The sequence below is a fragment of the Streptomyces sp. OfavH-34-F genome, from assembly GCF_022347745.1.
Lineage (GTDB): Bacteria > Actinomycetota > Actinomycetes > Streptomycetales > Streptomycetaceae > Streptomyces.
This window is the reverse complement of the sequence record NZ_JAKRGC010000030.1, coordinates 1-13,592: the sequence shown is the minus strand read 5'-3', so window position 1 is coordinate 13,592 and position 13,592 is coordinate 1. Positions and strand designations below refer to the sequence as shown.

At 69.4% G+C, this 13,592-nt stretch carries 15 protein-coding genes and 3 tRNA genes; 2 read left to right on the top strand and 16 right to left on the bottom strand.

All coding sequences use genetic code 11. The features are described from left to right. Positions 1-564: 564 nt before the first annotated feature. From rplL to MHW47_RS08030, 8 genes are all read right to left on the bottom strand, one after another. On the bottom strand, positions 565-951 hold the full coding sequence (gene rplL, locus MHW47_RS08065; RefSeq protein WP_239221939.1) for a 50S ribosomal protein L7/L12: 387 nt from the start codon (positions 949-951) through the stop codon (positions 565-567). A gap of 84 nt (positions 952-1,035) precedes the next feature. Next, positions 1,036-1,593, bottom strand: a complete 558-nt coding sequence (gene rplJ, locus MHW47_RS08060) for a 50S ribosomal protein L10 (RefSeq protein WP_239221938.1) — start codon at positions 1,591-1,593, stop codon at positions 1,036-1,038. 315 nt (positions 1,594-1,908) lie between these two features. Further along, entirely contained in the window at positions 1,909-2,835 is a 927-nt protein-coding gene (locus MHW47_RS08055; RefSeq protein WP_239221937.1) for a hypothetical protein, read from the bottom strand. A gap of 157 nt (positions 2,836-2,992) precedes the next feature. After that, positions 2,993-3,715: a 50S ribosomal protein L1 gene (gene rplA / locus MHW47_RS08050; protein WP_239221936.1), complete on the bottom strand. Its 723-nt coding sequence runs from the start codon at positions 3,713-3,715 to the stop codon at positions 2,993-2,995. 80 nt (positions 3,716-3,795) lie between these two features. Then, entirely contained in the window at positions 3,796-4,230 is a 435-nt protein-coding gene (gene rplK, locus MHW47_RS08045) for a 50S ribosomal protein L11 (protein ID WP_143621126.1), read from the bottom strand. 175 nt (positions 4,231-4,405) lie between these two features. Next, positions 4,406-5,239, bottom strand: coding sequence for a transcription termination/antitermination protein NusG (gene nusG, locus MHW47_RS08040; protein WP_239221935.1), 834 nt, complete (start codon positions 5,237-5,239; stop codon positions 4,406-4,408). A gap of 71 nt (positions 5,240-5,310) precedes the next feature. Then, positions 5,311-5,598 (bottom strand): preprotein translocase subunit SecE, encoded by a 288-nt coding sequence (gene secE, locus MHW47_RS08035; protein WP_239221934.1) that lies wholly within the window; start codon positions 5,596-5,598, stop codon positions 5,311-5,313. 106 nt (positions 5,599-5,704) lie between these two features. Next, a tRNA-Trp gene (locus MHW47_RS08030) sits at positions 5,705-5,777 on the bottom strand. A 224-nt stretch (positions 5,778-6,001) separates the two neighbouring features. Between MHW47_RS08030 and MHW47_RS08025 the strand changes: the two genes are divergently transcribed. Beyond that, positions 6,002-7,228, top strand: a complete 1,227-nt coding sequence (locus MHW47_RS08025; protein ID WP_239221933.1) for a pyridoxal phosphate-dependent aminotransferase — start codon at positions 6,002-6,004, stop codon at positions 7,226-7,228. 127 nt (positions 7,229-7,355) lie between these two features. Beyond that, on the top strand, positions 7,356-8,378 hold the full coding sequence (locus MHW47_RS08020; RefSeq protein ID WP_239221932.1) for an adenosine deaminase: 1,023 nt from the start codon (positions 7,356-7,358) through the stop codon (positions 8,376-8,378). Between the two features lie 20 nt (positions 8,379-8,398). On the opposite strand, the gene MHW47_RS08015 is transcribed toward MHW47_RS08020, so the two are convergent. The 8 genes from MHW47_RS08015 to MHW47_RS07980 all read right to left on the bottom strand — a co-directional run bounded on the left by MHW47_RS08015 (position 8,399) and on the right by MHW47_RS07980 (position 13,228). Then, positions 8,399-9,454, bottom strand: coding sequence for a UDP-N-acetylmuramate dehydrogenase (locus tag MHW47_RS08015; RefSeq protein WP_239221931.1), 1,056 nt, complete (start codon positions 9,452-9,454; stop codon positions 8,399-8,401). A 71-nt stretch (positions 9,455-9,525) separates the two neighbouring features. Further along, complete coding sequence (locus MHW47_RS08010; protein WP_239221930.1) at positions 9,526-10,980, bottom strand: DHA2 family efflux MFS transporter permease subunit; 1,455 nt, start codon at positions 10,978-10,980, stop codon at positions 9,526-9,528. Between the two features lie 83 nt (positions 10,981-11,063). Next, on the bottom strand, positions 11,064-11,612 hold the full coding sequence (locus MHW47_RS08005) for a TetR/AcrR family transcriptional regulator (RefSeq protein ID WP_239221929.1): 549 nt from the start codon (positions 11,610-11,612) through the stop codon (positions 11,064-11,066). 160 nt (positions 11,613-11,772) lie between these two features. After that, positions 11,773-12,201, bottom strand: a complete 429-nt coding sequence (locus tag MHW47_RS08000) for a MaoC family dehydratase (RefSeq protein ID WP_239221928.1) — start codon at positions 12,199-12,201, stop codon at positions 11,773-11,775. Further along, a complete protein-coding gene (locus MHW47_RS07995; RefSeq protein ID WP_239221927.1) occupies positions 12,201-12,653 on the bottom strand; it encodes a MaoC family dehydratase N-terminal domain-containing protein in 453 nt (150 codons plus the stop codon). The genes MHW47_RS08000 and MHW47_RS07995 overlap by 1 nt, the downstream gene beginning before the upstream one ends. Positions 12,654-12,783: 130 nt before the next feature. Then, positions 12,784-12,948: a 50S ribosomal protein L33 gene (gene rpmG, locus MHW47_RS07990; RefSeq protein ID WP_003956487.1), complete on the bottom strand. Its 165-nt coding sequence runs from the start codon at positions 12,946-12,948 to the stop codon at positions 12,784-12,786. An 88-nt stretch (positions 12,949-13,036) separates the two neighbouring features. Next, positions 13,037-13,109, bottom strand: a tRNA-Met gene (locus MHW47_RS07985). Positions 13,110-13,155: 46 nt separating this feature from the next. After that, positions 13,156-13,228: transfer RNA gene (locus tag MHW47_RS07980), tRNA-Thr, on the bottom strand. Positions 13,229-13,592 lie beyond the last annotated feature (364 nt).

Sequence of the window (13,592 nt, the reverse complement as noted above, 5' to 3'; positions counted from 1 at the left end):
CGCGTACCGGTCCCAGATTGGACATGTGGGCAGATATCCCTGGTCAGGGATGGTTCGGTCCACGGTGCACAAGATGGGTATGCCCCTGGTGACGGGCAGGAGGCAGCTAACAGGCAGCGCAAAGGGTCAGTGTAGCCAAGCGGCACACTGATGTCCAGTCGGGGTTCTCAAAGACCCACGTATCGCTCACCAGCTGTTCTCAACACCTATGTCCAAGCCCTGCGCGGGGTGCGCTCCTGTTTACTTCCCGCTCCGCCGCCGATCCATGCCTCGGATTCGGATCGATTCGGCGCAGCGCCTTGAGAATTGCGCGCCGCGTGCGGTTCGTCAAGGCCCCCTCGGCCCGACCGGCCCCCGGGCCCCCGCGGACACCGCCCCTCGACGGCGCCCGTGTGCCCCGTGTGAAGGGCACGGCGAAGATCACCATACTCGTCAACGTGGGAAGGGCAAGGCACCCTCCGCCGGTACGCCGAAAGGCGACCACCCGAACGGGTGATCGCCTTTCGCGATGTGACGTCCGCGCCTCGCGGCACGGGGTCCTGAGGAGTCAGAGGACTCGCAGGGTCACTTGACCTCGACGGAGGCGCCGGCGCCCTTGAGGGACTCGGCGGCCTTGTCGGCGGCGTCCTTCGCGACCTTCTCGAGGACGGGCTTCGGGGCGCCGTCGACGAGGTCCTTGGCCTCCTTCAGGCCGAGGGAGGTCAGCTCACGCACGACCTTGATGACCTGGATCTTCTTGTCACCGGCGGCGGTGAGGATGACGTCGAACTCGTCCTTCTCCTCAACGGCGGCGGCGTCGCCGCCACCCTGGGCCGGACCGGCGGCAACGGCGACGGCCGCGGCGGCGGTGACCTCGAACTTCTCCTCGAAGGCCTTCACGAAGGCGGCGAGCTCGATGAGGGTGAGCTCCTCGAACTGGGCAAGCAGTTCGTCCTGGGACAGCTTCGCCATGACAGGCGTCCTTCCACTATTCGGCAGGTGCCGGATGTATGTGTCGGCGGGCGTACACGGTGCCCGCTGGACCGCTGAGCGTGATTACTCGGCGGCCTCGGCGGGAGCCGGCGTACCGGCACCGCCCTGCTCCTCCAGCTTGACGCGAAGCGCTTCCGCGGTGCGGACGAACTTCGACGGCAGCGCCTGGAAGAGCTGCGCAGTCTGCGTCTGCTTGCCCTTCATGGCACCGGCCAGCTTGGCGAGCAGAACCTCGCGGGACTCGAGGTCCGCGAGCTGCTTGATCTCATCGGCGGACAGCGCCTTGCCGTCAAGGACACCGCCCTTGATGATGAGGTTCGGATTCTCCTTGGCGAAGTCACGAAGACCCTTCGCCGACTCCACCGGGTCACCGGTGACGAAGGCAACCGCCGTCGGACCCGCGAACAGGTCGTCGAGCGCGTTGATCCCGGCCTCGTTGGCCGCAATCTTGGTCAGCGTGTTCTTCACCACGGCGTACTGGGCGTTCTCACCGAGCGAACGGCGCAGCTGCTTGAGCTGAGCCACGGTGAGACCCCGGTACTCGGTCAGCACGGCGGCGTTCGAGCTGCGGAACTGGTCCGCGAGCTCGGCTACCGCAGCAGCCTTGTCGGGCCTTGCCATAGCGTCGGCCTCCTTCCGGGTGATGAGGACCGCTCAAAAGGACCCGGAAAGACGAAACGCCCCGGCGCAGGCGCCAGGGCGTAGCTCGACCGAAACGAAGTCCGGGAGCTTTCCACAGTCACCTGCGCAGGTCGTCCGCATCAACGGAGCCTTCGGTTGCCGAATCCTCGCGGATTCAGGACAACGACCAGCGGTCTTTGGCTTCTGCGAAAGAGTACGCGACCGGGGTCGCGCCGGGCAAATCCGCCCGGCCCCGGACAGGCCCGAGAGGTTTGAACGGGCCGGAACCGGGACAGCGCGGTCGGGGAACGGGGGTCAGGAAGCCGCCCCGGTACCCGCTCCCTGCTGCTGCTTCAGCAGCTCGGTGAAGTCGACGGTCTGGGCGGCCGGCGGGCGCTCGACCGTGACCTTGGTGCCGTAGTCGCTGTAGTAGACCGTGGAGTTCAGCTCGCCGGTCTTCATCGCGCCGCGCTCGGTCTTCTTCACCAGCAGGTCGTTCTCGTCGACCCAGATGTCGATGGTCTCCGTGGTGATCCCGGCGTCCGCCAGCTGCTTCTTGAGCGCGTCGAGCTCATCGGCGCTGAGCTTGCTGTTCTTGGAGGTCAGGGCGGCGACGTCGACCGTGCCGGAGTAGTGCGTGGTGCTGACGCCGCGGACGTCCTCCTGGCCGACCTTCTTCACGTCACCGGAGGCCAGCAGCGACTTCACCCCCTGCTCGGGCGTGCTGTTCTGCATCTGGTCCTTCAGGACCGCGCCCGAGGCGCCGGCCAGCTGGGCCAGGTCGTCGTAGCTGTAGCTGATCCAGTTCTTGCCGCCGGTCTGCTGGGCCATCGCGTCGCCCATGTTGGCCGCGTACCCGTCCTTGAAGTAGCGGGCCTCCATGGTCCCGCTGCCCCCGGCCTGCTTCATGGCGTCGGCCATGGAACCACCGGTGTACGAGATCTCCATGGTGCCGGTGAGGCCGTCGGACCAGTCCATGACGCCCTTCTGCTTCATGGTCATCATGCTGCCCATGGAGGTCTCGCCCTCGACGCGGGCCGACTGCGCCTGACCGGTCTTCTTCTGCACGGCGACCAGCGCGGCGATCGGGTCGACCTTCACCACGGAGCTGCCGCGGTCGTTCTTCTTCCCCGCGTCCTTGCTCGTGCCGCCGTCGTCGGAGCCCCCACAGGCGGCGACGGAGGTCAGCGCCGCCGCCACGGCCACGGCCAGGCCCACGCGCCTTACGGTGTTGCTCTGCATCTGCGTTCCACCCCTCGTTCGACTCTCGGGCACCCACGCTAGCGCGGGGCTCCGACAATCATGTCCACGTACGAATGAGGACGAGCCCCGCACCTCGAAAGGTTGCGGGGCCCGTCCCATGTCACACGTGACGCGACGGTCGTACGAGCGCGGAGGCTCAGACGGCGGCCGGGTCCTCCTCGACGAGGAGGTTACGGGTGCGGTTGGGGTCCAGCGGGATGCCGGGGCCCATGGTGGTGGCCAGGGCGGCCTTCTTGACGTAGCGGCCCTTCGCGGCGGACGGCTTCAGACGGAGGACCTCCTCCAGCGCGGCCGCGTAGTTCTCGACCAGCTTGGTGTCGTCGAAGGAGACCTTGCCGATGATGAAGTGCAGGTTCGCGTGCTTGTCGACACGGAACTCGATCTTGCCGCCCTTGATGTCGGTGACAGCCTTGGCGACATCGGGGGTGACGGTGCCGGTCTTCGGGTTCGGCATCAGACCACGCGGACCGAGCACGCGGCCGAGGCGGCCGACCTTGCCCATGAGGTCCGGGGTGGCGACGACGGCGTCGAAGTCCAGACGGCCCTTCGCCACCTCGTCGATCAGCTCGTCGGCGCCGACGATGTCGGCTCCGGCGGCTTCCGCGGCCGCAGCACGGTCACCGGTCGCGAAGACCAGGACCCGGGCGGTCTTGCCGGTGCCGTGCGGGAGGTTCACGGTGCCGCGGACCATCTGGTCGGCCTTGCGCGGGTCGACACCCAGGCGGAAGGCGACCTCGACGGTGCCGTCGAACTTCGTGGTGGCGGTCTCCTTGGCGAGGCGGACGGCCTCGAGCGGGGCGTAGAGGCGCTCCCGGTCGATCTTGGCGTCCGCAGCGCGGAGGTTCTTGCTGCGCTTCACTTCTACTCCTGATGGTTTCAGAGTGTGGAGTCGTGGTGCGGACCAGCGCTTGGTCCTGCCACTGAGGGGGTGGGGCTGATTCAGCCTTCGACCGTGATGCCCATGGAGCGGGCGGTGCCTTCGATGATCTTCGACGCGGCGTCGAGGTCGTTGGCGTTCAGGTCGGGGAGCTTCGTCGTGGCGATCTCGCGGACCTGGGCGGCCGTCAGCTTGGCGACCTTGGTCTTGTGCGGCTCGCCGGAGCCCTTCTCCACACCCGCAGCCTTGAGGATCAGCTTGGCGGCCGGCGGAGTCTTGGTGATGAAGGTGAAGGAGCGGTCCTCGTAGACCGTGATCTCCACCGGCACGACCATGCCACGCTGCGACTCGGTCGCGGCGTTGTAGGCCTTGCAGAACTCCATGATGTTGACGCCGTGCTGACCCAGCGCGGGGCCGACCGGCGGGGCCGGGTTGGCCGCACCGGCGTTGATCTGGAGCTTGATCAGCCCCGTGACCTTCTTCTTCTTGGGAGGCATGTGCTCTCTCCGGGTCCTAGTGAGAGTTTTCGCCTTCATCCGGTCATCCGGATGCAGGCATACCGCACAACGATAACGGGTATAGCTGCGCGACCAAAAACCAAGCAGGTCAGACCGGCTTAGACAGCCTGTCTGACCTGCTCGGTAGGCATGTGTCCAGAAGCGGGCGGAATGCTCAGTTCTTCTGGATCTGGTCGAAGCTGAGCTCGACCGGGGTCTCGCGACCGAAGATCTCGACGAGGCCCTTGACCTTCTTCGAGTCGGCGTTGATCTCGTTGATCGTCGCCTGCAGCGTCGCGAACGGGCCGTCGGTGACGGTGACGGAGTCGCCGACCTCGAAGTCCAGCACCTGGACCTCGACCTTGCGGGCCGGAGCCGGCTTGCCCTCGGCCTCGGCGGCCTCGCGGGCGGCCTTCTCCTCGGCCTCCGGGGCGAGCATCTTGACGATCTCGTCCAGGGTCAGCGGGTACGGGTCGTAGGCGTTGCCCACGAAGCCGGTGACGCCGGGGGTGTTGCGGACGACGCCCCAGGACTCGTTCGTCAGGTCCATGCGCACCAGCACGTAGCCGGGCAGCTTGTTCTGACGGACGTTCTTGCGCTCGCCGTTCTTGATCTGGACGATTTCCTCCTCAGGCACCTCGGCCTGATAGATGAACTCCTCCACGTTCAGCGAGACGGCGCGCTGCTCCAGGTTGGCCTTCACACGCTTCTCGTAACCGGCGTACGTGTGGATGACGTACCACTCGCCCGGCAGTCCGCGAAGCTCCTCGCGCAGGGCGGTCACCGGGTCGACGGGCTCGGCCGGCTCGGCCTCCTCCTCGTCGGCGGCGTCCGCGCTCTGCTCGGCGTCCGCGCTCTCCTCGGCGGCCTCGTCGATGTCGGTGTCGGCGGCCTCGGCCCGGTCCGACTCCTCGGCGTCCGCCGCCTCGACGATGTCGAGCTCGTTCTCGGCGGACTCGAAGGTGCCCGCCGTCGGCTCGCCGGCGTCGTTCAGGTTCGGGTCAGACACGGTGGCTTCTTCCTGGATACAAATGGGTGGTACATGCGAAAGGGGCGCCCAGCAGGCGCCCTTCGCGTGGATCAGCCGAAGACGTACTTGATGACCCGCGCGAACCCGAAGTCAATCACGGTCACGAGGCCGATCATGACGACGACGAACACGATCACCACGGTGGCGTACGTCGACAGCTCGTTGCGCGTCGGCCAGACGACCTTGCGAAGCTCGGCGACGATCTGGCGGTAGAAGAGCGCGAGACGGCCCAGCGGGCCCTTCTTTCCGCGCTTTCCGCCCTTCCGGGTCTTCTTCTTCGACTCGGGCGCCTCGTCCTCGGCATCAGGCTTGTCGATGGAGCCCACGGCGTCCGTCACGCTTCTCACCTGATTCCGGGTCGTGGCCGTGCCGCGCCCGGTGGAGCCGCACGGCGGTGCATTGAAGTACGTACATGCGCACACCCCCTGGCGAAGGGGTGTGTAGCAGGGCCGGAGGGACTTGAACCCCCAACCGCTGGTTTTGGAGACCAGTGCTCTACCAATTGAGCTACGACCCTTTGTGGATTCCACCAACCTACCGCATGTTCCCGGAAGACCCGAGTGCAGGAACGGTGCGGCTGGTGAAGGCCAACGACAGGTGAGTGTACGTGCTCGGCGGCCCGGCGTCGAACAGAAAGCTTCCGACCGCTCCCGGTCCGTTCGTGTCCGGATGCTGTCCGAGTGCTGTCCGGTCCCTGAAACCCCTGTGCCGACACGGAAAACGGTCTGGGAGCATGGGGGCATGAGCGCTGCTACTTCTCCGTCCGAGAGCCGGGTCTCCGCCCGCATCGGTGCGATCTCCGAGTCCGCCACCCTCGCCGTCGACGCCAAGGCCAAGGCCCTCAAGGCCGCGGGCCGTCCGGTGATCGGCTTCGGTGCCGGCGAGCCCGACTTCCCGACCCCCGGCTACATCGTCGACGCCGCGGTCGAGGCATGCCGCAACCCGAAGTACCACCGCTACACCCCGGCCGGCGGGCTCCCCGAGCTCAAGGCCGCCATCGCGGAGAAGACGCTGCGCGACTCCGGGTACGAGGTCGACCCCGCCCAGATCCTGGTCACCAACGGCGGCAAGCAGGCCATCTACGAGGCGTTCGCCGCGATCCTCGACCCGGGCGACGAGGTCATCGTGCCGGCGCCGTACTGGACCACCTACCCCGAGTCGATCCGGCTGGCCGGCGGCGTCCCGGTGGAGGTCGTGGCCGACGAGACCACCGGCTACCGGGTCTCGGTCGAGCAGCTGGAGGCGGCCCGTACGGAGCGCACGAAGGTCGTCCTGTTCGTCTCCCCGTCCAACCCGACCGGCGCGGTGTACAGCGCGGCGGACACCGAGGCGATCGGCCGCTGGGCCGTCGAGCACGGCCTGTGGGTCATGACGGACGAGATCTACGAGCACCTGGTCTACGGGGACGCGACGTTCACCTCGCTGCCCGCCGTCGTCCCCGAGCTGCGCGACAAGTGCATCGTCGTCAACGGCGTCGCCAAGACGTACGCGATGACCGGCTGGCGCGTGGGCTGGATCGTCGGCCCCAAGGACGTCGTGAAGGCCGCGACCAACCTCCAGTCGCACGCCACGTCGAACGTCGCCAACGTCTCGCAGGCCGCCGCGCTGGCCGCCGTCTCCGGCAACCTGGACGCGGTCGCGGAGATGCGCACCGCCTTCGACCGCCGCCGCCGGACCATCGTGCGGATGCTCAACGAGATCGACGGCGTGTTCTGCCCGGAGCCGGAGGGCGCCTTCTACGCGTACCCGTCGGTGAAGGACCTGCTCGGCAAGGAGATCCGGGGCAAGCGCCCGGCGACCTCGGTCGAGCTGGCCGCGCTCATCCTGGACGAGGCCGAGGTGGCGGTCGTCCCCGGCGAGGCGTTCGGCACGCCCGGCTACCTGCGCCTGTCGTACGCCCTGGGCGACGACGACCTCGTCGAGGGCGTCTCGCGGCTCCAGAAGCTGCTGGCCGAGGCGAAGGCCTAGGCCGTGCTCTGAAAGTCCGCGTACGAGCGACCTCCGGCCCCGGCCGGGGGTCGCTTTCGCGTTCGACGGGCACCCCGATGGGGAAAGCGGCTACCGCGCCGCCCCGTCCGTGCGGCAGGATCTTGGGATGGAGCGTGATGTACGTCTGTTGCCCAAGGCCCACCTGCACCTGCACTTCACCGGGTCGATGCGTCCCACGACGCTGCTGGAACTCGCCGACAAGTACGGGGTGCGGCTACCCGAGGCCCTGACCGGCGGCGAGCCGCCCAAACTCCGGGCGACGGACGAACGGGGCTGGTTCCGCTTCCAGCGCCTCTACGACATCGCCCGGTCGTGCCTGCGGGCCCCCGAGGACATCCAGCGCCTGGTGCGCGAGGCCGCCCAGGAGGACGTGGCGGACGGGTCGGGCTGGCTGGAGATCCAGGTCGATCCCACCTCGTACGCGCCGCTGCTCGGCGGCCTGATCCCGGCGATCGAGATCATCCTCGACGCGGTGGACTCCGCGTCGCGCGCGACCGGGCTGCCGATCCGGGTGGTGATCGCGGCGAACCGGATGAAGCACCCGCTGGACGCGCGCACACTGGCGCGGCTCGCCGTGCGGTACGCGGACCGGGGCGTCGTCGGCTTCGGCCTCTCCAACGACGAGCGGCGGGGCATGGCCCGCGACTTCGACCGGGCCTTCGCCATCGCGCGGGAGGGCGGTCTGCTGGCCGCTCCGCACGGCGGCGAGCTGTCGGGCCCCTCCAGCGTCCGGGACTGCCTGGACGATCTGGACGCCGTGCGCGTCGGACACGGGGTGCGGGCGGCCGAGGACCCCCGGCTGCTGCGCCGGCTGGCCGAGTCCGGGGTGACCTGCGAGGTGTGCCCGGCGTCCAACGTGGCGCTCGGCGTCTACGAGAAGCCCGCCGACGTACCCCTGCGCACTCTGTTCGACGCGGGCGTGCCGATGGCGCTCGGCGCGGACGACCCGCTGCTGTTCGGTTCCCGGCTGGCCGCCCAGTACGACCTGGTGCGCCGCCACCACGCGTTCACGGACGAGGAGCTGGCCGAGCTGGCCCGCCAGTCGGTGCGCGGGTCCACGGCGCCCGAGCCGGTCCGGGCGGAGCTGCTGGCGGGCGTCGACGCCTGGCTGGCCGGTCCCTCGGTCTGAGCCGTGCGGGCTTCCGGGCCCTACAGGCTGACGCCCACGGTCACCGGTTCGTTGACGAGGGTGACGCCGAAGGCCGCGTGCACCCCGGCGACGACCTCGCGGGCCAGGGCCAGCAGGTCCTCGGTGGTGGCTTCGCCCCGGTTGGTGAGGGCGAGGGTGTGCTTGGTGGAGATGCGGGCGGGTCCGGTGCCGTAGCCCTTGGTGAAGCCGGCCCGGTCGATGAGCCAGGCGGCGGAGGTCTTCGTGCGCCCGTCTCCGGCCGGGAAGGCGGGCGGTGTGACGTCGGGCCCGAGCCGGTCGGCGACCCGTGCCAGGAAGGCGTCGAAGGCGTCCTGGTCGAGGATCGGGTTGGTGAAGAAGGACCCGGCCGACCAGGTGTCGTGGTCCTCCGGGTCGAGCACCATGCCCTTGCCCGCGCGCAGCCGCAGCACGGTTTCGCGGGCCTCCGCCGCGGGAACGCGGTCCCCCTCCGCGACGCCCATGGCCCGTGCGGTCTCGGGGTACTTCAGCGGCGCCGACAGCCCGCCGGACTCCTCCAGGGCGAAGCGGACGCGCAGCACCACGTACCGGTCGGGTTCGGCCTTGAAGCGGCTGTGCCGGTAGGAGAAGGCGCACGCGGAGTTGGGCAGGACGACCGTTTCCCGGCTGCGCCGGTCGTAGGCGACGACCTCGGTGAGGGTGGAGGACACCTCTTGGCCGTACGCCCCGACGTTCTGGATCGGGGTGGCGCCCGCGGAGCCGGGAATGCCGGCGAGGCATTCGAGACCGGCGAGCCCGGCCTCCACCGTGCGGGCGACGGCGTCGGTCCAGACCTCGCCGGCGGCCAGCTCCAGGGAACCGCCGTCCAGTTCGAAGCTCCGGGTGGCGATGCGCAGGGCGGTGCCCTCGAAGCCCTTGTCCCCGATGACCAGGTTGCTGCCGCCGCCGATGATCAGCAGCGGGGTGCCGCTGTCGTCGGCCTCGCGGACGGCTTCGACCACTTCGTCGTCCGTGGTGGCGGTGAGCAGCCGGGTGGCGGGGCCGCCGAGCCGGAAGGTGGTCAGGGGGGCGAGGGGCGCGTCGTGGAGTTCCTGCACGGGGACAAGGGTACGGTCCGTGGTCCCGCCGCTGGGCGGGGCCACGGACCGCGTCGGGTGTACGGGGTGCCTCAGGCGGCTACGGAGGCCCGCTCCCCGGTGTGCCCCTCGACCGGGGCGGCGGCCGCGGGGCCGGGCTCCGGGGCGGCGGCGCGGCGGCCGGGGATCATGAGGGCGACGAGCGCGGCCAGGGCGACGGTTCCGGCGCCGAGCCAGACGGCCGGCACGGTCCCGTCGGTGAAGGACCGCGCCGAGTCGAGGCCGCCCCGCGCCGAGAAGACGGTGGTGAGCACGGCGATCCCGAGGGCGCCGCCGACCTCGCGCAGGGCGTTGTTGGCGCCGGAGGCGATGCCCTGTTCGCCGGGGCGGACGCTGGACATGACCAGGCCGGCGGCCGGGGCGAAGTAGAGGGCCATGCCGATGCCGCCGACGACGAGGCCGGGCAGCTGCGAGGCGTAGGAGGCGTCCGGGGCGATGGTCAGGGCGAAGAGGCCGAGGCCGGTGGCCTGGAGGGCGAGGCCGGTGATGACGACGGGGCGGCCGCCGAACCGGTCGGAGAGTATTCCGGCGATCGGGGCGACGAGCATCGGCATCCCGGTCCAGGGCAGCATCCGCAGTCCGGCCTCGGTGGGCGAGTAGCCGAGGACGCTCTGGAAGTACTGGCTGAGCAGGAAGATCGAGCCGAACATCCCGAGGTACATCAGCAGGCTGGCGATGTTGATGCCGAAGAAGCCCCGGTCCCGGAAGAGGCGCATGGGCAGCATGGGCCGGCTGCTCCGGAAGCCGTGGCGGACGAAGGCGCCGATGAGCGCGGTGCCGGCGAGGAGCGAGGTCAGGACGGTGGGGTCGGTCCAGCCGTCGGCGTTGGCGTTGACGAGGCCGTAGACGAGGCCGAAGAGGCCGCCGCTGACGAGGAGGGTGCCGGGGAGGTCGAGCCGGGCGCCGGGGGCGTACGACTCCGCCAGGCGGAAGCGGGCGAGAGGCAGCAGGAGCAGGCCGATCGGCACGTTGAGCCAGAAGATCCACTGCCAGGAGATGTGCTCGGTGAGGCTGCCGCCGATCAGGGGCCCACTGGCCACGGCGAGGCCGGTGACGGCGCTGAAGATGCCGAGCGCCATGCCCCGGCGGGCCGGTTCCACGGCGGCCGTGAGCAGGGTGAGGGTGAGCGGCATCATGATCGCGGCGCCGACGCCCTGGACGGCGCGGAAGGCGATGAGTTCGTTGATGCCGGGCGAGAGGGCGGCGGCCGCGGACGCGCCGGTGAAGACGGTGAGCCCGGCGAGGAAGAGCCGGCGGCGGCCGAAGCGGTCACCGAGGGCGGCGCCGAACATGAGCAGGACGGCGAAGGTCAGGGTGTAGCCGTTGACCGTCCACTCCAGCTCCTCCATCTCTCCGCCGAGGCTCTCGCGGATGGACGGCAGTGCGGTGGTGACGACGAGGTTGTCGAGGGCCGCCATGAAGCCGGCGACGCTGGTGATGACGAGGGCCCAGGCCGCTCCCGCGCGGCCTTTCGTGTGCTGGTCCACTGCTCCCCCTGGAGGGTTAGTAATTGGTCACTAACTTTTCTGGGCAGAAAACCGGGCCGAGCCCGGCGAAGACGGCGATGCCGTCAGGTGATCGGCCGGGCCGAGGTGTAGAAGCCGGACCAGATCCGGTGTCCGGCCGGAAAGCCGAGCGAGGTCAGCGTGTTGGCGAGCATGCCGTACGCGAGGAAGGTCGTGGCCTCGTCGGCGTCGGCGCCGAGCGCGAGGTGGACGGAGTCGAAGAGTTCCAGCCAGCCGGACCGTACCGACTCGCCGAAGGCGTGGTCCCCGGCCGCTTCGGCGGCGGCCACGGCCGCGTACATCTGCATCTGCATGAGCAGCTTGTCCGGGTCGTCGGCGATCAGCCGCTGGTAGGCCCGGGCCATGGCGTGGAGCGCCTCTTCGCCCTCCAGCCCGTCGGCCGCCTCGGCGAAGACCTCGCGGGTCTCGCGGAGGCAGCGCTCGGCCGCGGCGAGGAACATCGCCTGCTTGTTGGGGAAGAGACGGAAGAGGTACGGCTGCGAGACGCCCACCCGCTTGGCGATCGCCTCGGTGGAGGTCGCGCTGTAGCCGCCCCGGGCGAACTCGGTGACCGCCGCGCGGATGACGCTCTCGCGCCGCTCGTCTGCACTCATCCTTGCCATGGCAGTAAGTTAGTACTCGATCACTAACTTGGTCAAGGGGGGTGGTTGGCGGGACCGGAGGCGGGGCGGCCGGCCGGGGCGCGGGCGGGGCACACGTAAGGGGCACGGCCCATGGACCGTGCCCCTTACCGGCCTGCGGCGCGGCCCCGTCTCAGGCGAGCTGCACCACGGCCCGCGACATGCCCAGGACCTTCTTGCCGTCGCTCATGACCGTCAGGTCCACCCGCACCCGCCGGTCGTCCAGCAGGGCGGCCACCTTGCCGCTGACCTCGATCAGCGCGCCCTTGTCGTCGTCCGGGACCACCACGGGCTTGGTGAAGCGCACGCCGTACTCCACGACCGCGCCCGGATCGCCGGCCCAGTCGGTGACGACGCGGATCGCCTCGGCCATGGTGAACATGCCGTGCGCGATCACGTCGGGCAGTCCGACCTCGCGGGCGAAGCGCTCGTTCCAGTGGATCGGGTTGAAGTCCCCCGAGGCGCCCGCGTACTGCACGAGCGTCGCGCGGGTGACCGGGAAGGACCGGGCGGGCAGCTCCGTGCCGACCTCGACCGCCTCGTAACTCACCTTCGCCGTCATCACGCCTCCTCGGCGGCGCGCGCCACCAGCTTCGTCCAGGCGGTCACCACGTGCTCGCCGGACGCGTCGTGGACCTCGCCGCGGACGTCCAGGATGTCGTTGCCCGCCATGGACTTCACGGCCTCGATGGTCGAGGTCACGGTCAGCCGGTCCCCCGCGCGCACCGGGCGGGTGTAGACGAACCGCTGGTCGCCGTGGACCACGCGGCTGTAGTCCAGCCCCAGCTGGGGGTCCTCGACGACCTGGCCGGCGGCCTTGAAGGTGATCGAGAACACAAAGGTGGGCGGCGCGATGACATCGTCGTGCCCGAGCGCCGCCGCGGCCTCGGGGTCGGTGTAGGCGGGGTGGGTGTCGCCCACGGCCTCGGCGAACTCGCGGATCTTCTCCCGTCCGACCTCGTACGGCGCGGTGGGCGGATAGGTCCGTCCCACGAAGGACTGGTCGAGCGCCATGAACTCGCAACCTCCTGGATGAAAGACGACTGGGCCGGCCTGTGGCGGCGTCCCGCCCCATTCAACGGCAAGCCCGCACAACGACACGAGGCCGCCCCCCGGAGGGGACGGCCTCGTGTACGAGCCTGATTCAGCGCGTTTCGCGGTGCGCAGTGTGCGAGTTGCAGCGCGGGCAGTGCTTCTTCATCTCAAGACGGTCCGGGTTGTTACGCCGGTTCTTCTTGGTGATGTAGTTCCGCTCCTTGCACTCCACGCAGGCCAGCGTGATCTTCGGGCGGACGTCGGTGGCAGCCACGTGAGTGCTCCTTGGACGGACGATGAACGGATGAACGCAGAAAAGAGTAGCCGATCGAAGGACCGACCCCACAATCGGCTACTTTTTGTAGCGGTGACCGGACTTGAACCGGTGACACAGCGATTATGAGCCGCTTGCTCTACCGACTGAGCTACACCGCTTTGATGACTGATCCTCCCCGCCGAAGCGGGGACTCTCGATCACCAGAGCCCCAATGCGGAATCGAACCGCAGACCTTCTCCTTACCATGGAGACGCTCTACCGACTGAGCTATTGGGGCGAGCGAGGAAGACATTACACGCTCGGTCGCCGATCGCCCAAATCCGTTTCGGGACGCCCGGCCATCCCCGTCCTGTACCCCGCCCCGGGCGCCCGTACACCGCTGATCAGCAAGGCGGCACCGGTACGACTATTGCGCTCTTCCCCGAACGGGACGGGCCACGCCCCTAGGCTCGACTCACTCTCTGTGATCTTGAGCCGTCTTCTGGAGCACGATGCCCGACAGCCAGCCGGGGCAGCCCGACGACCACGCGGCCGAAACCGCCGGCGGCCCGGGAAGCGGCGCGCTGACCCTCCGGGGCGCCCGGCTCGCGGACGGCCGGGTCGTGGACGTGCGGCTCTGCGACGGCCGCATCGAGGCCGTG